Raw genomic sequence first — 25,834 nt, 5'->3', positions numbered from 1 at the left:
CGAAGGCCACAAAGGTGACGTGAAAAGTTAAATCTGGGTTAAAGCGCTTGCTGCGTTGATCGCCCTCACGCTAGCGTGACGTCAAGACATCAGAGCCGCAAGAAGCGGCCCGGGACAGGCAGGCAGCGATGGAGCAGATCGCATTCACCACGAGGCATGCGGCCCGCGTCGGATGGCGTGGGCTTTTGGCCGTCGGATTTGTCATGCTCGGCGCATGGCCCGCAATGGCGCGCGATTGGCAGGTCTCGGATACGGAAGCACTCGCGCGGATCGGGGCGAAGCTGGAGCCGGGCGATACGGTCCTGATCGCGCCGGGCGACTATGACGCTCTCGAGCTGCGGGGTATGGCGGGGCGCGAGGATGCGCCGATCACCTTTCGCTCTGCCGATCCGGGCAACCCGGCGGTGATCGCGCGAATGGAACTGCAGGAGGTCAGTCATGTCGTGATCGAGGCGGTGATTTTCGACTATCGTTACGCAGAGGGCGACCGGTCCAACACGCGCCCGTTTCAGGTCTTTACCACGCGCAATCTGACAATCCGCAATGTGGTGTTCGACGGTGACCTCGCGCCGCCCGATCCCGAGTTGATCGAGCAGGGCCCGCTGCCGACTGCTTTCGGCCTCGCCGTGCGCGCCTCGACCGGGATCACGGTCGAGAGCTCCGAGTTCCGCCGCTTCTATCGCGGCGCGATCTTCACCGATTGCACCGATCTGAATGTGGTCGGCAACGACATCCACGACATGCGGATGGACGGGCTGAACTTCGCCCAGATCGAGCGCGCAGAGATCGCGGGCAACCACATTCACGATTTCCGTCGCGCGGTCGCGTCCGGCGATCATGCCGACATGATCCAGTTCTGGACCGCAGGCACCGAACGCCCCAGCCGCGACATCGCGATCCGGGGCAATCTGCTCAATTCCGGGGAGGGCGGCTTCACCCAGTCGATCCTGATGCGCAACGAGCTGGTCGATCGCGGCAAGGCCGGGGTGGAGATGTTCTACCGCAACGTCGAGATCAGCGGGAACGTCATCATCAACGCGCACCTGCACGGGATCACTTTGGGGGAGGCGGATGGCGTGAAGATCGCCAACAACACGCTCATCCATGATGTCTATTCCGAGGGCGAGAAACGCGACCCGGTTCTCTGGATCCCGCAGATCCGTGTGGCGCGCGACGCCCGCGCCGTCGAGATCGCCCGCAATGTGGTGAGCGAGATCGCAGGGCCTGCGGGGCAGCCCGACTGGAGGGTACGGGACAACCTGCTGATCCAGGACGTCACGCCGCAGCGGGCGGGCTATTACGACGATATTTTCGTCGCCGCGCGCACCGGTGCGCCGCGTGAGATCGCGAATTACGCCTATCTGCCGAGTGGTCCATTGGCCGGGAGCGGGATCGGTGCGCCGATGCTGGATATCCTCGGCGGTCCGGATGCGTTCCAGCCGGTCATGCGGTTTGCCCGCGGCGAGGGAGGCGGCACGACGCTGCAATTCGATGCGCGCGCGAGTGTGCTTCCCGAAGGCGTGGACCCCGCCGAGGTCGCCTATGAATGGCAGATCGACGGGCAGGCCAGTCTCGAAGGTTCGCAGGTGCCGGTGGGCTTCCGAATGCCGGGTCGGCACAAAGTGACCCTCTCGCTCACGCTGCCCGATGGGCGGAGCGCGCAGAGCACCGGCTACGTTATGGTCCGCGACGACCGTATCCTCAGCTACGATCCGCAACTGGGCCGGGTGATCTCGCATGCCGGGTCGCAGCCGAAAGTGCTCGACTCGATCCCGCTCAGCCCCGGCGCGTTGGAATTCGGGCTCGGCGGGGGCGCAGTGGTGATCCCGCGCGAGATGGTCGCCCCTCTCTTCGGAGCAGATCGCTTCTCGCTGCATATGAGCCTGCGAGCGATGGGCGATTACAAATCCGCGGGAGAACTGTTGCGCCTGCATCAATCGCTGATCGTGCGGGTTACCGGGCGCGGTACCTTCGAGGTCGAGTTCTGGCCCGAGAGTGGGCAGCGGCTGTTCCTTCGCACCAAACGCGTGCCGATCTATGACGGAAAATGGCACGACATCACCTTCCGCTACGCCTCGGAGGATAGTCTTTTCGAGGTGCTGGCGGGCGAGGAGGTGATCGGCAAAGGCACCGTCTCGGGGCGGCTCAAGCCGATGGAATATTGGGGCCTTGCGCTGGGCAATCCCTTCGGCAAGGGCAGCTTCCACGGCGAGCTTGAAGCCCTTGATCTGACCGCGAGCCGCCCGGCGGTGAGCGGGGCGATGCGCTGATGCGCGCCGGGGCGATCGGTGGCACCATGCCGGAGCATGCGCGCCCGACACGCCGTGCTGGTGGGCGAAACCGCATTGCCGAGACCGCCGCGCTCGCGACCGCGAAACTGCCGTGGCCGGTGCTGTTGTTCGTGCTGTCGATCCTGCTGCCCTTCAAGTTCAACCTCGGCCCGCTTGCGATCACCGGAAGCCGTCTCGTGCTGATGTTCTTCATCCTGCCCGCCTTCGCGCGGGTCTTCAGCGGGCGCGCGGGGCGGATATTGCCGGTGGACTGGCTGTTCCTGTTCCATGCGCTGTGGCTGTCGGTCGCGCTCGCGGTCAACAACCCGGATCGCGTCATTCAGCAAGCGGGCTCGGTGGGGCTCGAGGTGCTGGGAGGCTACCTGATCGGGCGCGCCTATATCCGCTCGCGCGAGGATTTCGCGGCGCTGGGCAAGGTGCTGATCTGGTCGGTGCTGATCCTGACGCCATTTTCGCTTTACGAGACCAAGACCGGCACGACCCTGATCCCGACGCTGATCGACAAGCTGCCGGGAATGAGCACGATCACCTACAACTTTCAGGAGCCGCGCTTGGGGCTGGAGCGTGTGCAGGGCCCCTTCGCCCATCCGATCCATTTCGGGCTCTATTGCTCGGTCGTCTTCGCCTTCGCCTTCGTGGCCTTCGACGGGATCAAATCGCTCGGGTGGCGGGTGGTGGCGAGCGGGATGATCCTGCTCAACGGCTTTCTTGCGCTGTCTTCGGGCGCGCTTCTGTCGCTGCTGCTGCAACTGGGGCTGATCGGCTGGTATATCACCTTCGTGCGGATCGAATGGCGCTGGTGGCTGCTGACGGGGCTCTTCGCTTTCGCCTATGTCACGGTTGACCTGCTGTCGAACCGCTCGCCGATCATGGTGTTTCTCAGCTACGCGACCTTCTCGGCCCATACCGCCTATTGGCGCACGATCATCTTCGAGTGGGGGCTGAAGAATGTCTGGGCCAACCCGGTCTTCGGGATCGGCCTGAACGACTGGGTGCGACCGTGGTACATGTATTCCGGCTCGATGGATAATTTCTGGCTGGTGATCGCGGTGCGCTATGGCATCCCCGGCTTCCTGCTGGTCACGAGCGGCTATGTCTGGGGGCTGTTCAAGGTGATGTTCCGGGATTTCAGCGGCGATACGCGGATGCAGAATTTCCGTCGCTCCTGGGTGTTCACCTTCGCGGGGATGACCTTCACGCTCTGCACCGTCTATGTCTGGGAGTCGATCTACGCCTTCACCTTCTTCCTGTTCGGCGCCGGCATGTGGATGCTGACCGAAGCGGTGAAAGAGCGGGCCGACGCCCCCGAGGACGCGGCGCGGCCTGAGGCGCGCGCCACCAGCTACACGCGGTTTGCACAGAGTCATCGGCGGGATTAACGGCCGATCTTTGCCCGTGCCTCCGGGCTGAGCGCGGCCAGAACCGGATCGGGCGGTGCCATCCCGAAGAAACCCCGCAACAGGGCCGCGGCTTCCGCTCCATGCCCCTGCGCCCGCAATTGCGCGGCTTTCGCAAGCGACCACGCCGCGCCGCCGATCAGCCCGGCGGGGAAATGGCGGCGCAGGAACATCGCCCGCGCCCGATGCTTGAAATATTGCGAGAACGGCGAGGCGACCGAGCCCATCCGCTGCGAGCCGATCGCCGTGCCCGCAACGTGATGAACGATTGCGCCTTCGCAATAGGAGATCGGCAGATTGCCCCGGCGCAGCGCCCAGTCGACCTCTTCGTAGTAAAGGAAATAGTCCTCCGCCATCGGCCCTGCACGCTCGAGATGGGCGCGGGTGGCGACTAGGCTCGCGCCGGTGACGAAGTCGATGTGCTCCGGGTCCGGGGCAGGGCTGGCCGCGGGGGCAAACTGGTTCAGGTTATGGGTGATCCCGGTGCGCCGGTCGATCACTCCGCCGTCGATCTGGATCGTATCGGGCGCGTCACCATAGACCACCCGATGCGCGATCATCGCGGCGCCTCGCGGTCCGGGATCATGCGAGGCGAGGGCGGCAGGCGTCTCGGGCGGCACCACGCAATCGGGGTTGAGCAGCCAGAACCGGTCGAGCGCGGGATTGGCCGCGAGCCGCGCCAGCCCCAGATTGACGCCCGCAGCAAACCCGCTGTTGGCCCCCGCCTCGATCAGCGCGATGCCGTCCTGACCCGCCTCCGCGGCCCCCATCAGATCGGGGACGGCTGCACGGATCACCTCGACCGTGTCATCGGGCGAGGCATTGTCGACTACCACCACATGCAGCGCCACGCCGGTCGCCGCCCGCAGCGAGGCGATGCAGGCCGCGATCACGTCCGAGGACCGATAGGTGACGATGACGACACCCAGAGCAGGATCGGTGGCGGGACGCGGCTCGGCCATGTCGCTCGGGCTCAGGCCCCGCGCGACAGCGCTGCGACCCCGGTGCGGGCCACTTCGGCCAGACCCAGCGGGCGCATCAGATCGGCGAAAGCGTCGATCTTCTCGGGCGTGCCGGTGATCTCGAAGACAAAGCTCTCCAGCGTCGAGTCGACCACATTGGCGCGAAAGATCTCGGCCAGACGCAGCGCTTCGATACGCTTGTCGCCGGTCCCCGCAACCTTGATCAGCGCCAGTTCGCGCTCGACCGGATATCCCTCGACGGTCAGGTCCTTCACTTCGTGAACCGGCACGATGCGGCCCAGCTGCGCCTTGATCTGGTCGATCACGTTCTCGGTTCCGCGGGTGACGACGGTGATCCGGCTGCGATGGCCCTTATGGTCCACCTCGGCCACGGTCAGGCTGTCGATGTTGTAGCCGCGGCCCGAGAACAGCCCGATCACACGGGCCAGAACCCCGGCCTCGTTATCCACGATCACGGCGAGCGTATGGCTGCGCTCAATCTGATCGTGGCTGTCGCGCAGGTCGTAAGCGGAATGGCTCGAGGAGCCTTTCTTGATTTTCAGAGCGGCCATTGCCTCTCTCCTTTTCCTAGTTCGGACCCGATCTTCGGCTTGGTCCAAATATCCCGGGGGTCCGGGGGCAGAGCCCCCGGCGTCGCTCACACCAGCGCCGCGCCTTCCTTGAAGACATCGGCATCGGCCGCCAGCAGCATCTCGTTATGCGGCTTGCCGGACGGGATCATCGGGAAGCAGTTCTCGTGCTTCTCCACGAGGCAGTCGAACAGCACCGGGCCGTCATGCTTGATCATCTCCATGATCGCATCGTCGAGATCGGCGGGGTCGGAGACCTGCATCCCCTTCCAGCCGAAGCTCTCGGCGAGCTTCACGAAATCGGGCAGGCTTTCGGACCAGCTATGCGAGTAGCGCTCGCCATGCAGCAGTTCCTGCCACTGGCGGACCATGCCCAGACGCTCGTTATTGAGGATGAACTGCTTCACCGGTACGCGGAACTGGGTCGCGGTGCCCATCTCCTGCATGTTCATCAGCCAGCTCGCCTCGCCTGCCACGTTGATCACGAGGCTCTCGGGATGGGCGATCTGCACGCCGATCGAGGCCGGGAAGCCGTAGCCCATCGTGCCCAAGCCCCCGGAGGTCATCCAGCGGTTCGGATTCTCGAAGCCGAGGAACTGCGCGGCCCACATCTGGTGCTGACCCACTTCGGTGGTGATGTAGCGATCCATGCCCTTGGTCAGCTCTTCGAGCCGCTGCAGCGCATATTGCGGTTTGATCGTCTTTTCCGAGTTGGTGTAGGCGAGGCAGTTCACCTTCTTCCACTCGTCGATCTTCTTCCACCATTTCTCGATCGCGGGCTTGTTCACCTTGCGCCCGCGCGACTTCCAGACCTTGAGCACGTCTTCGAGCACATGGCCGATGTCGCCGAGGATCGGCAGGTCGACGGCGATGATCTTGTTGATCGAGGAGGCGTCGATATCGACATGCACCTTGGTCGATTTCGGCGAGAAGTCCGCCACGCGGCCGGTGATCCGGTCGTCGAAGCGCGCGCCGAGGTTGATCATCAGGTCGCAGCCATGCATCGCAAGGTTGGCTTCATAGAGGCCGTGCATCCCGAGCATGCCGAGCCAGTTCTTGCCCGAGGCAGGGTAGGCGCCCAGACCCATCAGCGTCGAGGTGATCGGGAAGCCGGTCGCGTCGACAAGTTCGCGCATCAGCTGGCTCGCGGCAGGGCCCGAATTGATCACGCCACCACCGGTATAGAAGACCGGCTTCTCGGCGGTTTCGATCAGCTCGACCAGCTTGGTGATCGCGTCCAGATCGCCTTTCACCTGCGGCTGGTAATGGTCGACCTTCGCGGCTTTCGGCTCGCAGTAAGTGGCCACCGCGAATTGCACGTCCTTGGGCATGTCGATCAGCACCGGGCCGGGGCGGCCCGAGGTCGCCACGTGGAAAGCCTGATGGATCGTCTCGGAGAGTTTCGCGGGGTCTTTCACCAGCCAGTTATGTTTGGTGCAGGGGCGGGTGATGCCCACCGTGTCGGCCTCCTGGAAACCATCGGTGCCCACGAGGAAGGTCGGCACCTGACCCGACAGCACGATCAGCGGGATCGAGTCCATCAGCGCGTCGGTCAGACCCGTCACCGCATTGGTCGCGCCCGGGCCCGAGGTCACCAGCGCCACGCCCGGCTTGCCGGTCGAACGCGCATAGCCTTCGGCCATGTGGATCGCGGCCTGCTCGTGGCGGACGAGAATGTGACGGATGTCGTTTTGCTGGAAAATCTCGTCATAGATCGGAAGGACCGCGCCGCCGGGATAGCCGAAAATTACCTCGACCCCGTGATCCTTCAGCGCCTGAACCACCATCTTCGCGCCGGTCATCTGCCGTGCCATATGCTCACTCCATCCTTGCGCGAGGGCCACGCCGCCCGCCGCTACCTCTCAAGCGTCCAATCGTCCAATAAAAAGCCCCCGGCTTTGAGGCGGGGGCGCATGGGAACCTTCATGGTCTAACCGTTACCGGCCCATGCGCTTGGCTCCTACGACGACAAGAAGAATCGCATCCATTGCGGATCCCTTTCGGACTGCTTTGCGCGGACATTATGAGCGGGTGCAGGAGGCGTCAATGCCCAAACGCTGAATAAAATGTCGCGAAGGGAGGAAATTTCTTCCCGATTGTTGCGCATCGCGACCTGCGAGTCGCAACTTTGAGAAATCATAAGCGGCGTGCGACGCGGGTGCCGCTAGGTCAGTCGCATCAAAGTGATCCCGTTGACGCTTCGTCAGTCGCCAGGTCGGCGCTGGCGAGCGATGTTTTTAGGTCGATCTGGTCAAGTGAACAGACCAGATAGGGCCTTAATTGCTTGACCTTTCGCCTCCACTCGGCCAATCACGGGCAAAGCCTCGGGCAGGCTTTCGGGACAAAATTAGGGAGGAAGTGAGATGGGCGCTTTGCTGGCCCTTTCACGCGCGATCGACCGGATAAACGAGACCATCGGCAAGGCGGTGTCGTGGCTTATTCTGGTGTCGGTCCTCGTGAGTGCGACCAACGCCATTGTACGCAAAGCCTTCGACATGTCGTCGAACGCTTGGCTGGAATTGCAATGGTATCTTTTCGGCGCGGCGTTTCTGGGCGCTGCCGCTTACACGCTCAAGCAAAACGAGCATATCCGCATCGACATCATCTATGGTGCGTTCTCGCGGAAAGTGCAGCACTGGATTGATCTGCTCGGGCATATCTTCTTCCTGATGCCGTTCGTCGTGCTGATGCTGTTCAAGCTGACTCCCTTCGTGATGATCTCGATCCGCTCGGGCGAGATGTCGACGAATTCGGGCGGTCTGATCCTGTGGCCGGCCAAGCTCCTGCTGCTGATCGGCTTCTGGCAGCTGTTCTTCCAGGGCGTGTCCGAGATCATCAAGAAGATTGGCGTGATGCGTGGGTTGATCGCGGATCCCCATGCCGACAGCGCGGGCCATCACGGCCATGATCCCATCGCCGAAGAGGAGGGTCTGTAATGCTCGAGCTTATTGCTCAGAACATGGCCCCGATCATGTTCATCTCGCTGATCGTCTTCCTGCTGATCGGCTATCCTGCGGCCTTCGCGCTCGCGGCCAACGGTCTTTTGTTCTTCGTCATCGGCGTTGAACTGTCGGGCTATTCCGGCGGGACGATCAATCTTGACTGGCCGTTGTTGAATGCGATGCCGCAACGGTTCTACGGGGTCTTGTCGAACGAGACCCTACTTGCCATTCCGTTCTTCACATTCATGGGCATCGTGCTCGAGAAATCGGGCATGGCCGAGGATCTCCTCGACACGATCGGTCAGTTGTTCGGTCCGGTGCGCGGCGGTCTCGCCTATGCGGTGATCATCGTGGGCGCGCTTCTGGCGGCGACCACGGGCGTGGTCGCGGCGTCGGTGATCGCTATGGGCCTGATCTCGCTGCCGATCATGTTGCGCTACGGCTATGATCGGAAGGTGGCCACAGGTGTCATTGCGGCGTCTGGGACACTGGCGCAGATCATTCCGCCTTCGCTGGTGCTGATCGTTCTGGCTGACCAGCTGGGCGTTTCGGTGGGCGACATGTACAAGGGCGCGCTGATCCCCGGTATGGTGCTGACCGGCATCTACCTCGGCTACGTGCTCGTGATGTCGATCATCAAGCCGAAGTCGATGCCGGCCCTGCCGAAAGAGGCGCGTACGCTCGGCTCGGGTGTGATGTCGCTCCTTGTCGCGCTGGCAGGTGCGGTCGCGGTCTTCATCTTCGCCGAGAAGTATTTCGAGGCGAGCGGGTCGAGCGTCAACAACTCCGAGATCCTGGCTGCCGGTGCCGCCGTGATCGTGGTCTATATCGTGGCCTTGCTCGACAAGGCGCTGAAGATCAACCTGATGAGCCGTCTGGCTCAGCAGGTGGTCATCGTGCTGATCCCGCCGCTGGCGCTGATCTTCCTGGTGCTGGGCACGATCTTCCTGGGTGTTGCGACCCCCACCGAAGGCGGCGCCATGGGCGCGGTCGGCGCGCTGGTGCTGTCGGCGGTCAAGAAGCGTCTGACCTTCCCCGTCGTGCGTGACGCGCTGGCGGCGACGACGCGCCTGTCGGCCTTCGTGCTGTTCATCCTGCTGGGCGCGCGGGTCTTCTCGCTCACCTTCTACGGGGTGAACGGGCAGGTCTGGGTCGAGCATCTGCTGACCTCGCTTCCGGGTGGCCAGTTGGGCTTCCTGATCGTGGTGTCGTTCCTTGTGTTCTTCCTCGCCTTCTTCCTCGATTTCTTCGAGCTGGCCTTCATCATCGTGCCGCTTCTGGCGCCTGCCGCGCAGGCGCTGGGGATCGATCTGATCTGGTTCGGCGTGATCCTGGGCGTGAACATGCAGACCTCGTTCATGCACCCGCCCTTCGGCTTCGCGCTGTTCTACCTGCGCTCGGTCGCGGCCAAGGTACCCTATATCGACAAGGTTACCGGCAAGAAGATGGAGCCGGTGAAGACCTCGCAGATCTACTGGGGCGCAATTCCCTTCGTGTTCATCCAGGTTGCGATGATCGCCATCGTGATCGCTTTCCCGGCCATGGTGATGCACTACAAGGGGCCGCAGGTTGATCTGAAGGACGTCGAGATCAAGCTGCCCCAGATGCCGGGCATGGGCGATGGGGGCGGCCTCGGTGGACTGCCGTCTCTGGCGCCGCTCGGTGGGTCGACCTCTGGCGGGTCAAGCTCGGGAAGCGCGGCTCCGGGCGGGCTGCCCCCGCTTCCCACACCGGGCAGCAACTGATCGACCGTAAAATGAAAGATCGGGGCGGCCTTCAGGGGCCGCCCCTTTTTTATAGAGAGAGAGTGGAGGGCGAGGGATGCGGTATCCTCTTCTGGTGATTTTCGGGGTTTCGTTGCTTGCGCTGGCGGGCTGTGGTGAGACCAAGGAGCAGCGGGCGGCGACGGGCGGCGTGGCCGGTCTCGTCGTGGCGGGGCCTGTCGGAGCGGTCGTCGGGGCCGGGCTAGGTGTGGTGACGCGCAGGAACTGACGAGCAGCCTTTCACGGAGCTTGGGAACCGCGAAAGGCGTCTCGGCGTCTTGTCCTTGAGAAGGTCGCGCGTTGCGGCTGCTATCGAAAGGACGAGAAGATGCGAATTGCGACGATTGTGATGGCGGGCGGCCTGCTGGTTTCGCTCGCGGCCTGTGGAGATACCACCACCGAACGCGCAGCCACTGGCGGCGTCGGCGGGCTTGTCGTGGCCGGACCCGTGGGCGCCGTGGCAGGCGCGACGGCAGGGGCCGCGACCACGAAGTGAGGTCGGGCCGCACCCGGATCGAAAAAGGCCCCGGGGCGCGAACCCCGGGGCCTTCTCGTTTCACGCTGGGCGTGGTTCAGATCTTCAGATTGCCCGCAGCCTGCTGGCGCATCATGAAGTAGTCGAAGTTGAACTCCGACAGCTGCCACCAGCCATAGGCGTCGTTGCGGAAGCTGAACTGGCTGTCGTAGATCTTCTTGAACGCCTCGTTCGAGCTGTTGATCTCGTCGTAGACCTCGTTCGCGGCGTTGAAGCAGGCTTCGAGGATATCCTGGCTGAACGGACGCAGCTGTGCCCCTTGGCCGAGGAGCTTCTTCAGCGCGGTCGGGTTCTTGTAGTCATAGGACGCCATCATATCTGAGTTCGCCGCCTGCGTCGCTGCCTGCAGTGCGACCTTGTAGGCCTCGGGCAGTTGCTCGTAAGCGTTCTTGTTGAACATGGCGTGCAGACAGGCGCCGCCTTCCCACCAGCCGGGATAGTAGTAATAGGGTGCGACCTTGTAGAAGCCGAGCTTCTCGTCGTCATAGGGGCCGACCCATTCGGTGGCGTCGATCGTGCCTTTCTCGAGCGACGGGTAGATGTCGCCGCCGGCGATCTGCTGCGGCACGACGCCGAGCTTCTCCACGACCTTGCCGCCGAAGCCGCCGATCCGCATCTTGATGCCCTTGAGGTCTTCGGGCGTGTTGATCTCCTTGCGGAACCAGCCGCCCATCTGGGCGCCGGTGTTGCCACAGGGGAATGCGGTGATGCCGTAGTTCGCGTAGAACTCGTTCATCAGGTCGTTGCCGCCGCCATAGTAGAACCAGGCGTTCTGCATGCGCATGTTCAGGCCGAACGGCACTGCGGTTGCGAAGGCGAAGGTCGGATCCTTACCCCAGTAGTAGTAGGACGCGGTGTGGCAAGCCTCGACGGTGCCGTTCGACACCGAATCCATGGCCTGCAGGCCGGGCACGATTTCGCCCGCCGCGAAGACCTGAATGTTGAATTTCCCGTCCGTCATTCCCTTGACGTAATTCGCCATCGTCTCGGCGGCGCCGTAGATCGTGTCGAGCGATTTGGGGAAAGACGAGGTCATGCGCCACGTCACGGTAGGGGTTTCTTGCGCGATAGCAGGTGCGGCGAGTGCGCTACTGGCAGCTGCGGCTGCCCCGCCAAGCGCACCTTTGCGCAGGAAAGAACGACGATCCATATGGTTTCCTCCCAAGTCGTGGATGTCTGTCAATTTTTCTGACCACACCGCTCCATTGATGGCGTTCCCTCCGGTGTGGACATTGCGGTCACTTTACTTGACCGGTTCCGGGTGTAAACCGGGCATCACGCAATTTTATGTCGTGTGTGGTCACAGTTCCGAAACCATGCTGCAATGTAGCATTGCGCGCGCAGAATGTCCGCCCGGCGCCTGGTCTCGTGCAGGCATAGAAAAAGCCCCAGCGCGCAGCGCGCCGGGGCTTCGGTTCTCTGGCTTGACCAGTTTGGGCGGCTTACAGCTCGCCCTTGTTGGCTTCGCTCATCATGAAGTAATCGTAGTTGAACTCGGCCAGCTGCTCCCAGGTGAACCAGTCCTTGCGGAAGTCCTTGATCGAACCCCAGATCTTCGCGAATTCGGGGTTGTTCGCTTCCATCTCCGAATAGACCTCGTTGGCCGCCTTGAAGCAGGCCTGCATGATCTCCGGCGAGAAGGCGCGCAGCTGGGTGCCGTTGGCGACCAGGGTCTTGAGCGCCTTCGGGTTCTTCATGTCGTATTTCTGCAGCATGTCCGCATCGGCGGCCTGAGCGGCGGTGTGGAGAAGTTGCTGATACTGCTTCGGCAGGCCTTCCATCTTTTCTTTCGAGAACATGAAGTGGACCGTCGGGCCACCTTCCCACCAGCCGGGGTAGTAGTAGTAGGGCGCGACTTTATAGAAGCCGAGCTTCTCGTCATCGTAGGGGCCGACCCATTCGGTCGCGTCGATCGTGCCTTTTTCGAGCGCCGGGTAGATGTCACCGCCGGCGATCTGCTGCGGCACGAGGCCGAGCTTTTCCATCACCTTGCCCGCGAAGCCACCAACGCGCATCTTGAGGCCCTTGAGGTCCTCGACCGTCGAGATCTCCTTGCGGAACCAGCCGCCCATCTGTGCGCCGGTGTTGCCGCCCGGCAGACCGTAGAGGCCCTGCTTGCCGAGGAACTCGTTATAGAGCTCGATACCGCCGCCGTGGTAGTGCCAGGCGTTCATGCCGCGCGCGTTGAGCGAGAACGGCACTGCCGCGCCGAGCGCCCAGGTCGGATCCTTGCCCCAGAAGTAGTAACCCACGGTATGGCAGGCTTCGACCGTGCCATTCATCACAGCATCGGCGACCTGAAGGCCGGGGACGATCTCGCCTGCGGCGAAGACCTGGATCTTGAAGTTGCCGTCCGAGGCTTCCTCGACCATCTTCGACAGGACTTCCGAGCCGCCATAGATCGTGTCGAGCGACTTTGGGAAGGACGAGGCGAGACGCCAGGTGATCTGCGGGTTGCTTTGTGCGATCGCGGGGGCTGCCAGCGTGCTCGCAGCCGCACTACCCAGCGCGGCTTTCGTCAGAAAGGAACGACGGTCCATTTAGGATCCTCCCATTATTGCTCCGTTGCGCGAGGACGCGCCTCGCCACCCACCTCGTATCCTCCGTGGCGGGTCTGCCGGGACCGTTTCACCACAGGCCGGGAGTGTCCAGAGTTCACGCGCGCGTAATCAACGGAAGTCATGGAAAAGTTTTAAAAAAATCATTTGACATACGGCGAGTGCCGAACGGTTGAGCAGTCGTCTGCGAGAGCGTCGGCGGCGCGTGGTGGTGACTCAACTGTTGCGTGTGTCGGGGAGCTGGATTCGCGCGACCTGTTCCGCGATCGGCGGCACCGAGAGCGGATGCGTCTCGGTCTCGTGCTTGGCGGGATCACCGATATCGGTCCACTTGCCGCCCTTGTAGATCTCGAGCGCGGAGAAGTTCGCCTTGTAGTTCATCTTCGGCGAGCCGGGTACCCAATAGCCCAGATATACGTAAGGAAGGCCCACGCGCTTCGCGATCTCGACATGGTCGAGAATGAGGTATGTCCCGAGGGAGTCGCGGATGCGTTCAGGCTCGTAGAAGGAATAGACCATCGACAGCCCGTCATCGAGCACATCGGTCAGGCAGGTCGCGATCAGCGCGCGCATGCTGTCGGGAGTGGCCGCGGTCTCGCGATATTCGATGACCCGCGATTTCACGGGCGTCTCCTCGATCATCGCGGCGAATTCGAAGATATCCATGTCGGCCATGCCGCCATCGGCGTGGCGCGCATCGAGATAGCGGCGGAACAGGGCGAATTGCTCTTCTGTCGCCCAGGGAGACGTCGCGGTGCGCCGCAGGTCGCCGTTCTTCTTCATCACCCGGCGCTGCGATTTCGACAGTTTGAAATCGGCGACCCGTATGCGGGCCGACAGGCACGCGGTGCAATCGGCGCAGGACGGCCGATAGAGCACGTTCTGTGACCGGCGAAAGCCTTGGCGCGACAGCGCGTTGTTGAGCTTCTCGGCGGACTCGCCCTGCAAGGCGGTGAACAGTTTTCGTTCCGACCTGCCGTCCAGATAGGGGCAGGGCTGCGGCGCGGTTACATAGAACTGCGGTGCAAGCGGAAGCGAATGGCGCATCAAAAGCCTCGTTGGGGAGGGGTGGCGGCAGGCTAGCAAAGGAGCGCTCACCCGCCAAGTGTTTCATGGTGACGACATAGAAAGCGCCCCGGTCAGGTCAACCGGGGCGCTGAATTCGCGTCGCGAACTGTCTATATGGTCAGGCTTTCGCCTCTTCGGAGGTGTTCTCCGACTGGGCCGCTTCCTTGGCGCGCTCTTCCATGTACTGGTCGAACTCTGCCTTGTCGCGGGCTTCGCGCAGACGGCCGAGGAACTCTTCGAATTCCTGCTGTTCGCGCTGCAGTCGCTCGAGCGTGTCGGCCTTGTAGGCGTCGAACGCGGCGTTGCCGGTCGAGCGCGAAACATGGACGCCACCGGCGCCGTAGCAGCCGAAGCCGCGTTTCTGCACCGCCTGACCCGTGCGCCAGCGACGCCCGAAGCGGCCGGTGAACAGGATGAAGGCGAGAATGACGAGGCCGAGGGGGCCTGCGAAGATGAAGCCGGCCACCATCAGCGCGATCCAGGCGCCGGGGCCGTTCCCATCCATCCAGTTAACGGCGCGGGTAAACCAGTTACCAACCGCGACGGGCATGGAGTTGGTGGAATAGGCGGACATTGGAACCTCCGGGTTGAGTATGTGAATTCCTTTCACATCTCCAAGATCGGAAGTCGGACCGTGTCTTGCAAGGGGGGATGTAAACGATTTTTACATTTTTGCCGCAAGGCACCGAAATTGCTTTGTTTTATTCGGTGAAATCGGCCCGTTTCGCGCCGCTGATCCGTTCCAGGTCGGCCGGGGCGATGGCAAAAACGTGCCGAGGCGTGCCCGCTGCGGCCCAGACGGTATCGAAATCGAACAGCCGGGGGTCGAGGAAAGCCGTTACCGGCCCGACATGACCCAGCGGCGCGACGCCGCCGATCGCGAAGCCGGTCTCCGCGCGGATCAGCCCCGCGTCTGCCTTGCCCAAGGGCTGGCCCGCGACAGCGCTCGCCTTCTCGGCGCTCACCCGGTTGCCGCCTGCGGTGATGAAGAGCACGACATGGCCGCTGTCTTCTCCGCGAAAGATGATGGATTTCGCGATCTGATCGACCTCGCAGCCCACCGCCTGCGCCGCCATCTCGGCAGTTCGGGCCTCGCCCGGTTCGGTGATCTCGAAAGGCGCGCCTGCGGCTTCGAGGGCGGCACGAACGCGTTTCAGGGATTTGCTCATGGCGAGGCTCCGGACGGTCTGCGGTCAGGGCGCGGATGCGCCCCGGGGCGGGGTGTAGTTATGGCCAGATGGCGCGTGACAGCAATCCCCATTGACCGGCCCGCTTGGCGGCGTAAGCATGGCGCCATGCCGTTTGCCTCGCGTCTCACCCGTTCGCCCCTGCCTTTCGAGCCCGACCGCGCCGCCGAGGCCGAAGAGCTGTTTTCCGATCTCGCGCCGGAGTTGCGCGAATTGTTAGGGGGCACGGCGGGTTGCAGCCCATATCTCAAAGGCCTGATGGAGAAAGAGGCCGAGTGGCTGCGATCTGCGATTTCAGTCAATCCGGAAGCTGCGCTGGCCGATGAATTCGCGCGGATCACGCCCGTCAGCCTCGCCGATCTACCGAGCGAACTGCGCCGGGCGAAGCGGCGGGTCGCGCTGCTCGCGGGACTGGCCGATCTCGGTGGCGTCTGGTGTCTCGAGGAAGTGACCGGCGCCTTGACGCGGCTTGCCGATATCGCGGTCGATCTGGCGATGAAGCGGCTGGTGGCCGAGGAAATCCGCCGCGGCAAGATACCCGGTGCGAGCGACGATGATGTCGAGAGCGCCGCCGGGATGGTCGCGCTCGCGATGGGCAAGATGGGGGCAGGGGAGCTGAACTACTCCTCCGATATCGACCTGATCTGCCTTTTCGATGAAAGCCGGTACGACCCCGATGACGCGATGGAGGCGCGCAGCGCACTGATCCGGGCGACGCGCAAGATGGCGGCGATGCTAAACGATCGCACGTCCGAGGGTTACGTCTTTCGCACCGACCTGCGCCTGCGCCCCGATGCCGCCGTCACGCCGGTCTGCATCTCGATGGGATCGGCGGAGCTCTATTACGAGGCCGAAGGCCGGACATGGGAGCGCGCGGCCTATATCAAGGCACGTCCCTGCGCGGGGGATCTCGCGGCGGGGGAGCAGTTCCTTGAACGCCTCCGGCCTTTCGTCTGGCGCAAGCATCTCGATTTCGCGGCGATTCAGGACGCCCACGACATGCGCCTGCGTATCCGCGAACATAAGGGGCTGCACGGTCCGATCGAGGTGGCAGGCCACAATATCAAGCTCGGTCAGGGCGGCATCCGCGAGATCGAGTTCTTCACCCAGACCCGGCAACTGATCGCAGGCGGGCGCGACGAGACGCTGCGCGACCGGACCACGGTGGGCGGGCTGCGTGCGCTCGCCGCGAAGACTTGGGTGGCCGAGGATGTCGCGGAGGAACTGATCGGTCATTACCGCGAGCATCGCGAGATCGAGCACCGTCTGCAGATGGTGGGCGACGCCCAGACCCAGATTCTGCCCGGCAATGAAGAAGGGCTCGCCCGGATCGCCGCTATGATGGGCGAGGGCGATGTGGCCCGCTGGCGCGATCGGCTGCGCGACCGGTTGGAGCGGGTCGAAAGCCTGACGAATGATTTCTTCGCCCCCGATGCCGCCGCCGAGCGCCCCGAACTGAGCGACGCCGCGCGTGAGATCGTCGAGGGCTGGACGGGCTATCCGGCGCTCCGATCCGAGCGGGGGCGCGCGATCTTCAAGCGGCTGGAGCCGGAACTGCTCGACCGGATGCGGCGCGCAGCAAACATGGAGGAAGCACTCACCCAGTTCGACGGCTTCCTCAAGGGGCTGCCCGCGGGCGTGCAGCTGTTCTCTCTGTTCGAAGCCAATCCGCAACTGGTCGATCTCATCGTCGACATCTGCGCCACTGCGCCGGGGCTCGCGAGCTACCTGTCGCGCAATGCCGGGGTGCTGGACGCGGTTCTCGGCGGCTCGTTCTTCGCGCCCTGGCCGGGAAAATCTGCGCTGGAAGCCGATCTCGCCCGGCTGATGGAGCGCGCCGACGATTACGAGGCCGCGTTGATTGCGGCGCGGCGCTGGGCGAAGGAATGGAAATTCCGCGTGGGCGTGCATCATCTGCGCGGTCTCGTCGATGCGTCAGAAGCCGCGGGCCAATATGCCGATGTGGCCGGCGCGGTGCTGGGCGCGCTCTGGCCGGTTGTTCAGGGCGAATTCGCGCGCCGCTACGGGTCATGCCCGGGCAAGGGGGCGGTGGTTCTGGGCATGGGTAGCCTCGGGGCCGAGCGGCTGAATGCGCAATCCGATCTCGATCTGATTGTGATCTATGACGCCGATGGGGAGGAGTTCTCGGATGGCAAGAAGCCACTTGCCTCAAGGGCTTACTATGCGAAGCTCACGCAGGCGCTGATCACCGCGCTCAGCGCGCCGATGCCGGAAGGGACGCTCTACGAGGTGGATATGCGGCTGCGCCCCTCGGGCAAGCAGGGGCCTGTCGCGACCTCGGTACAAAGCTTCGATAGCTACCAAATGGAGGAGGCCTGGACCTGGGAGCATCTGGCGCTCACCCGGGCGCGCCCGGTCGCCGGCAGCGCCAATCTGGCCGACCGGGTCGAGGCGATCCGGCTGAAGGTTCTACAGGCGAAAGGCGGCGGCGCCGAGGTGCTGCGCGATCTGGCGCAGATGCGGTCGCGGATCTTCGCGGCCAAGGCTCCCGATGGCGATTGGGAGGCGAAGGTCGGCCCCGGACGGCTGCAGGATATCGAACTGCTCGCCCAGAGTTTTGCGCTCCGCGCGGGCGTCCCGGCGCGCAAGGTCGAGGCGCAACTGCGCGCAGGCCCCCGCGGCGGGTTCGTGACCCGCGAAGAGGGTGAGGCGCTTGCCACCGCCTATCGCTTCCTCTGGCGGTTGCAGGCAGGCGGGCGCTTGCTGAGCGAGAAGCCCTTGGATATGGCGGCGATCGGAGAAGGCGGCCGCGCTTTCCTGTTGCGCGAGACGGGGCTGGATGATCTCGATGCTCTGACGGCGCGTCTGAACGAGGTCACGACCGAGACAGCCGCCATCGTGGACAGGGCTCTGGAGGGCTGAATGGCGCGCAAACTTATGGAATTGAGCGAGGCGGACCCGAAAGGGCTGATCCGCGAGAGCTTCAAGATCGACGGGATCACTATGGAAGAGTGCCGCTCGATCTTCATGGATTGGGCGTTGAGCCTCGGGCCGGGGATGGATGCGAGCGAAGCGATGCGCACCGTGCTCGCGGCGTATCAGGCGCCGCCCGAGCACCCGATGACCCGGGTGCTCGAAGAAGGTCTGACCCGCGAAAGCGCCCCACCGATGCGGCGCGGCGGCTGGCGGGCGCGTCGTCCCTAGCAGGGTGATTAGCGCGGCAGCGCCGCCGCCTCGCGCGCAAGCGCTTCGATCCCGGCCCAGTCGCCCGATTGCACCATCGCATCGGGCGCAACCCAGGAGCCGCCTGCGCAAAGAACGTTGGGCAGGCTCAGGTAATCATTGGCGTTCTTCATGCTGACGCCGCCCGTCGGGCAGAAGCTGACCTGCGGGATCGGGGCCCCGATCGCCTTCAGCGCAGGCGCGCCGCCCGAAGCTTCCGCCGGGAAAAACTTCAGCACGTCGTAACCCATCTCGAGAAGCTTCATCACTTCGGATGCAGTGGCGGCACCGGGCAGAAGCGGCAGACCTTCGTCCTCGCAGGCCTTCACCAGCGTTTCGGTCGCGCCGGGCGAAACGCCGAATTTCGCGCCCGCGGCTTTCGCGGCTTTCACATCGGCGGGGGTCAAGAGCGTCCCCGCGCCGACCACGCCGCCTTCGACATCGGCCATGGCGCGGATCGCGTCGAGCGCGCAGGGCGTGCGCAGCGTCACTTCCAGCGCAGGCAGGCCGCCCGCGACGAGCGCCTTGGCAAGAGGGGCGGCATGGGCCACATCCTTCACCACGATCACCGGCACGATCGGGGCCAGTTCGCAGATCTTGCGGGCGGATGCGGATTGTTCACTCGGGGTCATCGGATCACTCCAGTCTGGTTCGCCCATGCGGGCGGAGAGGGCAGGACGCTCCGCGGGGGATATTTCTTGCCAAGCCGAAAGCAGAACCCTGTTTTCGCCTTGGTGGAAATATCCCCGCCGGAGGCAAGAAAACTCACAGCACCACGGAGGCGCCTTTGGTGGACGGGCCGACATGGGTGCGGAAGGCGCCGAACAGCTCGCGGCCGAGGCCGAACTGGTTGCCGCTGAGGTCGGGCTCGACCGGCGCGCGGCTCTCGAAGCCTTCGCTCAGGCAGGTCAACTCGCCCGTCGTCGCGTCGAGCCGCACCATATCGCCGTCCTGCAGCTTCGCAAGCGGCCCGCCATCGGCGGCCTCGGGGGAGACATGGATTGCTGCGGGAACCTTGCCCGAGGCGCCCGACATCCGGCCATCGGTGACCAGTGCCACTTTCAGCCCGCGATCCTGCAGCACTGCGAGGGTCGGGGTGAGAGAGTGCAACTCCGGCATCCCGTTCGCCTTAGGTCCCTGGAAGCGCACCACGACGATCGTGTCCGAGGTGAATTCGCCCGCCTTGAAGGCGTCCTTCACCTCGTGCTGTTCCTTGAACACGCGGACCGGCGCCTCGATGACATGGCGCTCCGGCGCGACGGCGGAAACCTTGATCACGCCGCGGCCGAGATTGCCTTCGAGCTGCTTCAGGCCACCGGTCTTCTGGAACGGATCGGCGGGTTTGCGCAGAATCTTTTCGTTCTGGCTCTCGGGATCGGCCTCTTCCCAGACCAGGCCGTCCTCGGTGATCTTCGGCTCCTGCGTGTAGCGGGTCAGCCCGTCGCCCGCGACGGTCTTGGCGTCCTCGTGCAGCAGGCCCGCGTCGAGCAGATGACGGATCATGAATTGCAGACCGCCCGCGGCGTGGAAGTGGTTCACGTCGGCGAGGCCGTTGGGATAGACTTTCGCCATCAGCGGCACGACCGAGGAAATCTCGTCGAAATCTTCCAGATCGAGCACGATCCCGGCGGCGCGCGCCATCGCCGGCAGGTGCAGCACATGGTTGGTCGAGCCACCGGTGGCCATCAGCCCCACCATGCCGTTCACGAAGGCCTTCTCGTCGAGCACTTCCGAGGCCGGGCGGTAGTCATTGCCGAGCGCGGTGATCTCGGCGGCGCGCTTCGCGCCTGCCACCGTCAGCGCCTCGCGCAGCGGTGTGTTCGGGTTCACGAAGGAGGCGCCGGGCAGGTGAAGACCCATGAACTCCATCAGCATCTGGTTGGTATTCGCGGTGCCGTAGAAAGTGCAGGTGCCTGGACCATGATAGGAAGCCATCTCTGCGGCCATCAGCGCGTCGCGGCCGACTTCGCCGGAGGCGAATTGCTGGCGCACCTTGGCCTTCTCGTCATTGGGCAGGCCGGTCGTCATCGGCCCCGCGGGGATGAAGATCGCCGGGATATGCCCGAAGGTCGCGGCGGCCATGATGAGCCCGGGCACGATCTTGTCGCAGACGCCGAGGTAGAGCGCCGCGTCGAAGGTGTTGTGGCTGAGCGCCACTGCCGCGGCCATCGCGATCACGTCGCGCGAGAAGAGCGACAGGTCCATACCCGGCTGGCCCTGTGTGACGCCGTCGCACATCGCGGGCACCCCGCCTGCGACCTGTGCCGTCGCCCCCACCTCGCGCAGCGCAGCCTTGATCGTCTGCGGGAAGGTTTCGAAGGGCTGGTGGGCCGAGAGCATGTCGTTATAGGCGGTCACGATGCCCACGTTGGGGGCGCGTTCGCCGGCGAGCTTGTCCTTGTCCTCTCCCATCGCGGCATAGGCATGGGCCTGGTTGCCGCAGCTGAGATGCGCCCGGGCGGGCCCTGCATCGGCGGCGGCCTGCATCCGGGCGAGATAGTCGCCGCGCGGGCCTTCGGAGCGGGCGCGGATTCGGTCGGTCACACGGGCGATTGTGGCATCGAGGGTCATCGGCGGGGCCTTTCCTTGCTATGCATCTGATGCGGAACATGCAGCCCGTAAGGGCCGCTCGCGCAGCGGGCGCGGATCGCGGTTGCGTCCTCGCTACCATGTTAGCGCTAACGCCGCAACCCGTTCCCTTTGTCGATTATCTGGGGCAGAGCGGGGATGCGGCAAGCGCGAGGGCTTTCGCGCCGGGTCGCTTGGCGCTAGGAAGGCCGCGCCTGAGACAGCGCGCGCAAGGAGCCCCCGATGAGCCAGTCCGAAGACCCCGCCACCCGTCCGACCGTCCGGCTGCGCCCGAAAGCCGAGGCCCGCGCGATCCGCCACGGCTTTCCCTGGGTTTATGCGGACGAGCTGGTGACCGACCGCCGCACCAAGGCGATCGCGCCCGGCACGATCGCGACGCTGGAGGATGGCGAGCGGCGACCGCTCGCGACGGTTACGGTCAATCCGAACTCCAAAATCATCGCGCGGGTGATGAGCCGCGACGCCGAGGCGGTGATCGATCGCAACTGGCTCACTGTGAAGCTGGCCCGGGCGCTCGAGATGCGCGTGCGTCTGTTCGATGCGCCTTTCTATCGCTTGGTCCATGCCGAGGCGGACGGGCTGCCCGGTGTCATCATCGACCGGTTCGGTGACGCGGCGGTGATCCAGCCGAACGCGGCATGGTCGGAGGTGATGATCGCGGATCTCGAGGCCGCGCTGGCCGAGGTCACGGGCGTCACCACGATCATCAAGAACGGCGCAGGCCGGGCCCGCAATCTCGAAGGTCTCGACGAGGAGATGGTCACGCTCCGTGGCGGGATCGACGCCCCGGTCGAGGTGCCGATGAACGGAGCAATTTACCTCGCCGATCTGATGGGCGGGCAGAAGACTGGGCTTTTCTACGATCAGCGCCCGAACCATGCATTTGCGGCGCGGCTGGCCGAGGGCGCGCGGGTGCTGGATGTCTTCTCTCACGTGGGCGGCTTCGCCTTGGCCGCGCTGGCCGGTGGCGCGCAATCCGCTTTGTCGGTCGATGCGTCTGCGTCGGCGCTCGAGCTGGCAAGCAAGGGCGCCGAGGCGATGGGTGCCAGCGCCCGCTTCGCGACGCGTCAGGGGGACGCCTTCGATACGCTCGACGCTTTGGGTCAAGAAGATGAGCGGTTCGATCTGGTGATCTGTGATCCGCCCGCCTTCGCCCCCGCCAAGCCCGCGCTGCAAGCGGGGCTGCGTGCCTATGAGCGGATCGCCCGGATGGCCGCGCCGCTGGTCGAACCGGGCGGCTATCTGGTGCTGTGCTCCTGCTCGCATGCCGCCGATCTGTCGCAATTCCGCGCAGCTTGCACGCGTGGCATCGGCAAGGCGGGGCGGTCCGCGCAGCTGATCCACACCGGCTATGCCGGGCCGGACCACCCGATGCTGCCGCAGCTGGCGGAATCAGGTTACCTGAAATCACTGTTCTTCCGGCTCGACTGATGCGGGTCGTGCTCGATGCCTGCGTGCTCTACCCGACGGTGCTACGCGAGATATTGATCGGGGCGGCGAAGGCGGGGCTCTATCGTCCGCTCTGGTCGGCGCGGATTCTCGAGGAATGGGCGCGGGCCGCCGCGCGCCGCGCGCCCGCCGACGAAGCGATCGCGCGGGGCGAGATCGCGCTACTGCGCGCCACCTTCCCGAAGGCCGAGGTGGCGGCGCAGCCGGGGATCGAGGACCGGCTGGTCTTGCCCGACGAAAACGATCTGCACGTTCTGGCCGTGGCGATCGCGGGCAGCGCCGATGCGATCCTGACCTTCAACGCGCAGGACTTCCCGCGCGGGACACTGGCGGGCGAGGGGCTGGAGCGGCGCGATCCGGACGGGTTCCTCTGGCAGCTTCTGTCCGAGCACCCCGAGAAGATGCGCGCCATCAGCGAATCCGTACGCGCCGAGGCAGAGCGTTTGTCGGGCGAGCCGCAGCCGATCCGGGCGCTGATGAAACGGGCGCGTCTGCCGCGCTTCGGCAAGGCGTTGGCGGCGTGATCTTGCGCTCCGTCTCAGGGCGTGGCCCCTTGACCGCCCGCGAAAGCCTCGCCAAACAGGCGCAATGATCGGGTTCATCACATGCCAAGAGCGCGGCGCGGCCGACAAGCTCCTTGCCCAGCTAGCCGACAGGCTGCTGTCGCAAGGGCGCGACGTGATTGGCATGGTGCGCGCCGAGGTGCCGCAGCGGTTCGAGTGCGAGATGCATCTGCGCATCCTCCCCGATGGCGAAACCCGCACGATTTCGCAGGATCTGGGGCAGGGCGCGGGGGCGTGTTCGCTCGACGCGGGTGCGCTCGAAGAGGTCGTCGCACAGGTCGGCCATGCGCTCGAGATGGCGCAACCGGGCACCATCGTGATCCTCAACAAGTTCGGCAAACAGGAAGCCGCGGGGCGCGGCTGTCGCGACCTGATCGCGCAGGCGATGGCCTCCGATTTTCCGGTGCTTCTGTCCGTTCCGCCAGAAACGCGCGCGGATTTCGCGGCTTTCACGGATGGTTTGGCCGAAGAAATCCTGCCGGATATTCAGGCGCTTGAGGCATTTCTCTCGCGTGAGAGCGCTTAATCCGCGCCCTTACGTTGTCTCGCGCCGCTGCCATGCTAGACTTGTTCCGCTAAGGTGAGTACAAGGGGGTCGTTAGCGCTAACGGACCCCAAACACGGAGCAGCCCATGGTTTCGCGCGTCATTCCCGTCGAACGTTTCGACCTGGTGATTTTCGGCGCCACTGGCGACCTCGCCAATCGCAAAATTCTCCCCGGCCTGTTTCGGCGCTATTGCGCGGGACAGATTCCCGAAGGCTCCACCATCATCGGTGCCGCGCGCTCGGAGATGACCCCGGATGAATTCCGCGATCAGGTCCGCGCGGCGATCGCCGAATTCGGTGGCAGCAAATGCGACGACGAAGGAGCGCTGGACGGGTTCTTGCCGATGCTCGACTATGTCGCGATCGACGCGAAAGGCGATGGCGGCTGGGATGATCTGAAATCGAAAGTCCGCGGCGACACGGTCAACGCGTTCTACTTCTCGGTGGCGCCCTCGCTGTTCGGCGACCTCGCGGAGCGGCTGCACAAGCGCGGGATCGCGGGGCCGGATGCCCGGATCGTCGTGGAAAAGCCCTTCGGGCGCGACCTCGCCTCTGCCAAGGCGCTCAACGCCGTGCTCGCGGAGTATTTCGACGAGACACAGATCTACCGGATCGACCATTATCTCGGTAAAGAAACCGTGCAAAACCTGATGGCGGTACGCTTCGCCAACATCCTGTTCGAGCCGCTCTGGAACAGCCAATTTGTCGATCATGTGCAAATAACGGTCGCCGAAACGGTCGGCGTAGGCGGTCGCGGATCGTATTATGACAAGTCGGGCGCGATGCGCGACATGGTGCAGAACCACTTGATGCAGCTACTGTGCCTGATCGCGATGGAGCCGCCTTACCACTTCGACCCCGATGCGGTGCGCGACGAAAAACTCAAGGTGATCCGGGCTCTGCAGCCTGTAGCACCTGCCGATATCGTGCGCGGCCAATACGTGGCGAGCAAGGACGCGCCCGGCTATCTGGAAGATGCCGAGGACCCGGAGTCGACGACCGAGAGTTATATCGCGATGAAATGCCATGTCGCGAACTGGCGCTGGGTCAACACGCCCTTCTACCTGCGCACCGGTAAGCGGCTGCGGGCCCGCACGTCCGAGATCGCGATCACCTTCAAGCAGCCGCCGCACCAGATCTTCGACGAGGCCGAGGGCGAGTGGCGCGAGAACGTGCTCGTGATCCGGCTCCAGCCCAACGAGGGTATGAACCTGAAGATGATGATCAAAGAGCCGGGGCCGGGCGGCATGCGCCTCGTGCAGGTGCCGCTCGATATGTCCTTCGCGGAAGCTCTGGGCGAAGAGGCCGACATCACCGACGCCTACGAGCGGCTGATCATGGACGTCATCCGCGGCAACCAGACGCTGTTCATGCGCGGCGACGAGGTTGAAGCGGCTTGGGCCTGGACCGATCCGATCATCGAAGGCTGGGAGTCGCGCGGCGACAAACCTCAAAGCTATGACAGCGGTTCGTCGGGCCCCGATGACGCGTTGATGCTGATGCATCGGGACGGCCGCCGCTGGCGGGAGATTCGCGAATGAATTTCGAAAGTTACCCCGATCGCGAGATGCTTATGATGGGGCTTGCGGACCGCATCGCGAGCCAGCTTCGCGCGGCAATCAACAACGAGGGCCGCGCGACCTTGTCGGTGCCGGGCGGCTCCACGCCCGGACCGATATTCGACATTCTCTCGGATATCGATCTGGACTGGTCAAAGGTCGCGGTGCTGCTCAATGACGAGCGTTGGGTGCCCGAAACCTCGGAGCGGTCGAATACACGCCTGATCCGCGCGCGGCTCCTGACGGGCCGGGCGGCGGCGGCGACGCTGGTGCCACTCTATGCCGAAGCGGAGCGGCCCGAGGACAAAATGACGGAACTGGCCGCCGGGATCGAACCGCATCTGCCGATCTCCGTCCTGCTTCTGGGTATGGGCGCGGATATGCATACGGCGAGCCTGTTCCCCGGTGCCGACCGCCTGAAAGAGGCGTTGTCGAACGACGCGCCGATCCTGTTGCCGATGCGCGCCGAAGCTGCGGGCGAGCCGCGTATCACGCTCTCGGCACCGGTGCTGCGCGATGCGATGCACACGCATATCCTGATCACAGGGCCGGAGAAGCGCGCGGCGATCGAAGCGGCGGAAAAGCTCCCCGTGGAACAGGCGCCGGTGCGCGCCGTTCTCAAGGACGCGACCGTGCACTGGGCTGAATAAGG

The 25,834-nt window shown here is 64.3% G+C and carries 23 protein-coding genes; 13 read left to right on the top strand and 10 right to left on the bottom strand.

The features are described 5' to 3' along the window. Positions 1-128 precede the first annotated feature (128 nt). Both B6V72_RS14000 and B6V72_RS13995 read left to right on the top strand, forming a co-directional pair. Positions 129-2,270 (top strand): right-handed parallel beta-helix repeat-containing protein, encoded by a 2,142-nt coding sequence (locus B6V72_RS14000; protein ID WP_088735836.1) that lies wholly within the window; start codon positions 129-131, stop codon positions 2,268-2,270. Further along, positions 2,270-3,670: an O-antigen ligase family protein gene (locus B6V72_RS13995; RefSeq protein ID WP_088735835.1), complete on the top strand. Its 1,401-nt coding sequence runs from the start codon at positions 2,270-2,272 to the stop codon at positions 3,668-3,670. Before B6V72_RS14000 ends, B6V72_RS13995 begins: the two co-directional genes overlap by 1 nt. Here B6V72_RS13995 and B6V72_RS13990 read toward each other — a convergent pair. From B6V72_RS13990 to B6V72_RS13980, 3 genes are all read right to left on the bottom strand, one after another. Further along, a complete protein-coding gene (locus B6V72_RS13990; RefSeq protein WP_088735834.1) occupies positions 3,667-4,650 on the bottom strand; it encodes a glycosyltransferase family 2 protein in 984 nt (327 codons plus the stop codon). The two genes, B6V72_RS13995 and B6V72_RS13990, sit on opposite strands and share 4 nt — an antisense overlap. Before the next feature lie 11 nt (positions 4,651-4,661). Next, complete coding sequence (ilvN, locus tag B6V72_RS13985; protein WP_075775634.1) at positions 4,662-5,222, bottom strand: acetolactate synthase small subunit; 561 nt, start codon at positions 5,220-5,222, stop codon at positions 4,662-4,664. An 86-nt stretch (positions 5,223-5,308) separates the two neighbouring features. After that, positions 5,309-7,054, bottom strand: coding sequence for an acetolactate synthase 3 large subunit (locus B6V72_RS13980; RefSeq protein ID WP_088735833.1), 1,746 nt, complete (start codon positions 7,052-7,054; stop codon positions 5,309-5,311). A gap of 549 nt (positions 7,055-7,603) precedes the next feature. Here B6V72_RS13980 and B6V72_RS13975 point away from each other — a divergent pair. The 4 genes from B6V72_RS13975 to B6V72_RS19210 all read left to right on the top strand — a co-directional run bounded on the left by B6V72_RS13975 (position 7,604) and on the right by B6V72_RS19210 (position 10,441). Beyond that, positions 7,604-8,176 (top strand): TRAP transporter small permease subunit, encoded by a 573-nt coding sequence (locus tag B6V72_RS13975; protein WP_075775632.1) that lies wholly within the window; start codon positions 7,604-7,606, stop codon positions 8,174-8,176. Then, entirely contained in the window at positions 8,176-9,927 is a 1,752-nt protein-coding gene (locus B6V72_RS13970) for a TRAP transporter large permease subunit (RefSeq protein WP_075775631.1), read from the top strand. Before B6V72_RS13975 ends, B6V72_RS13970 begins: the two co-directional genes overlap by 1 nt. 76 nt (positions 9,928-10,003) lie before the next feature. Next, positions 10,004-10,174, top strand: coding sequence for a hypothetical protein (locus B6V72_RS19215; protein WP_166504604.1), 171 nt, complete (start codon positions 10,004-10,006; stop codon positions 10,172-10,174). Between the two features lie 99 nt (positions 10,175-10,273). Then, a complete protein-coding gene (locus B6V72_RS19210; RefSeq protein ID WP_157771598.1) occupies positions 10,274-10,441 on the top strand; it encodes a hypothetical protein in 168 nt (55 codons plus the stop codon). A 76-nt stretch (positions 10,442-10,517) separates the two neighbouring features. Here B6V72_RS19210 and B6V72_RS13960 read toward each other — a convergent pair whose 3' ends face one another. From B6V72_RS13960 to B6V72_RS13940, 5 genes are all read right to left on the bottom strand, one after another. Further along, positions 10,518-11,630 (bottom strand): TRAP transporter substrate-binding protein, encoded by a 1,113-nt coding sequence (locus tag B6V72_RS13960; RefSeq protein WP_075775630.1) that lies wholly within the window; start codon positions 11,628-11,630, stop codon positions 10,518-10,520. A gap of 292 nt (positions 11,631-11,922) precedes the next feature. Further along, a complete protein-coding gene (locus tag B6V72_RS13955) occupies positions 11,923-13,020 on the bottom strand; it encodes a TRAP transporter substrate-binding protein (protein ID WP_088735832.1) in 1,098 nt (365 codons plus the stop codon). Positions 13,021-13,254: 234 nt separating this feature from the next. Continuing rightward, positions 13,255-14,085 (bottom strand): arginyltransferase, encoded by an 831-nt coding sequence (locus tag B6V72_RS13950; RefSeq protein WP_075775628.1) that lies wholly within the window; start codon positions 14,083-14,085, stop codon positions 13,255-13,257. Between the two features lie 139 nt (positions 14,086-14,224). Further along, a complete protein-coding gene (locus tag B6V72_RS13945; protein ID WP_075775627.1) occupies positions 14,225-14,680 on the bottom strand; it encodes a DUF2852 domain-containing protein in 456 nt (151 codons plus the stop codon). Positions 14,681-14,807: 127 nt separating this feature from the next. Continuing rightward, positions 14,808-15,275 (bottom strand): YbaK/EbsC family protein, encoded by a 468-nt coding sequence (locus tag B6V72_RS13940; RefSeq protein ID WP_075775626.1) that lies wholly within the window; start codon positions 15,273-15,275, stop codon positions 14,808-14,810. Positions 15,276-15,401: 126 nt separating this feature from the next. Between B6V72_RS13940 and B6V72_RS13935 the strand changes: the two genes are divergently transcribed. Further along, complete coding sequence (locus B6V72_RS13935; protein ID WP_088735831.1) at positions 15,402-18,176, top strand: glutamine-synthetase adenylyltransferase; 2,775 nt, start codon at positions 15,402-15,404, stop codon at positions 18,174-18,176. Between the two features lie 15 nt (positions 18,177-18,191). Next, a complete protein-coding gene (locus B6V72_RS13930) occupies positions 18,192-18,458 on the top strand; it encodes a hypothetical protein (RefSeq protein WP_075775741.1) in 267 nt (88 codons plus the stop codon). Between the two features lie 8 nt (positions 18,459-18,466). Here the strand turns inward: B6V72_RS13930 and eda are convergent, their stop codons facing one another. Next, positions 18,467-19,108: a bifunctional 4-hydroxy-2-oxoglutarate aldolase/2-dehydro-3-deoxy-phosphogluconate aldolase gene (eda, locus tag B6V72_RS13925; protein WP_075775624.1), complete on the bottom strand. Its 642-nt coding sequence runs from the start codon at positions 19,106-19,108 to the stop codon at positions 18,467-18,469. Positions 19,109-19,241: 133 nt separating this feature from the next. Continuing rightward, positions 19,242-21,047: a phosphogluconate dehydratase gene (gene edd / locus B6V72_RS13920; RefSeq protein WP_088735830.1), complete on the bottom strand. Its 1,806-nt coding sequence runs from the start codon at positions 21,045-21,047 to the stop codon at positions 19,242-19,244. A gap of 240 nt (positions 21,048-21,287) precedes the next feature. Here edd and B6V72_RS13915 point away from each other — a divergent pair, with 240 nt between their 5' ends. The 5 genes from B6V72_RS13915 (at position 21,288) to pgl (ending at position 25,832) form a co-directional block, all read left to right on the top strand. Continuing rightward, positions 21,288-22,496 carry a class I SAM-dependent rRNA methyltransferase gene (locus B6V72_RS13915; RefSeq protein ID WP_075775622.1) on the top strand — a complete coding sequence of 403 codons (1,209 nt, stop codon included), beginning with the start codon at positions 21,288-21,290 and terminating at the stop codon, positions 22,494-22,496. Next, entirely contained in the window at positions 22,496-23,038 is a 543-nt protein-coding gene (locus tag B6V72_RS13910) for a PIN domain-containing protein (RefSeq protein ID WP_088735829.1), read from the top strand. Before B6V72_RS13915 ends, B6V72_RS13910 begins: the two co-directional genes overlap by 1 nt. A 64-nt stretch (positions 23,039-23,102) precedes the next feature. Next, positions 23,103-23,603: a DUF2478 domain-containing protein gene (locus B6V72_RS13905; RefSeq protein WP_088722580.1), complete on the top strand. Its 501-nt coding sequence runs from the start codon at positions 23,103-23,105 to the stop codon at positions 23,601-23,603. Between the two features lie 106 nt (positions 23,604-23,709). Next, positions 23,710-25,164 carry a glucose-6-phosphate dehydrogenase gene (gene zwf, locus B6V72_RS13900; protein ID WP_088727761.1) on the top strand — a complete coding sequence of 485 codons (1,455 nt, stop codon included), beginning with the start codon at positions 23,710-23,712 and terminating at the stop codon, positions 25,162-25,164. Further along, positions 25,161-25,832, top strand: coding sequence for a 6-phosphogluconolactonase (pgl, locus tag B6V72_RS13895; RefSeq protein ID WP_088724880.1), 672 nt, complete (start codon positions 25,161-25,163; stop codon positions 25,830-25,832). The genes zwf and pgl overlap by 4 nt, the downstream gene beginning before the upstream one ends. The last annotated feature ends 2 nt before the right edge of the window (positions 25,833-25,834 follow it).

Origin of the sequence: Thioclava sp. F34-6 (assembly GCF_002213235.1) — a bacterium.
In the GTDB taxonomy this organism is placed as follows: domain Bacteria; phylum Pseudomonadota; class Alphaproteobacteria; order Rhodobacterales; family Rhodobacteraceae; genus Thioclava; species Thioclava nitratireducens.
The sequence above is the reverse complement of the archived record's forward strand: the minus strand, read 5'-3'. Positions and strand labels throughout refer to the sequence as shown.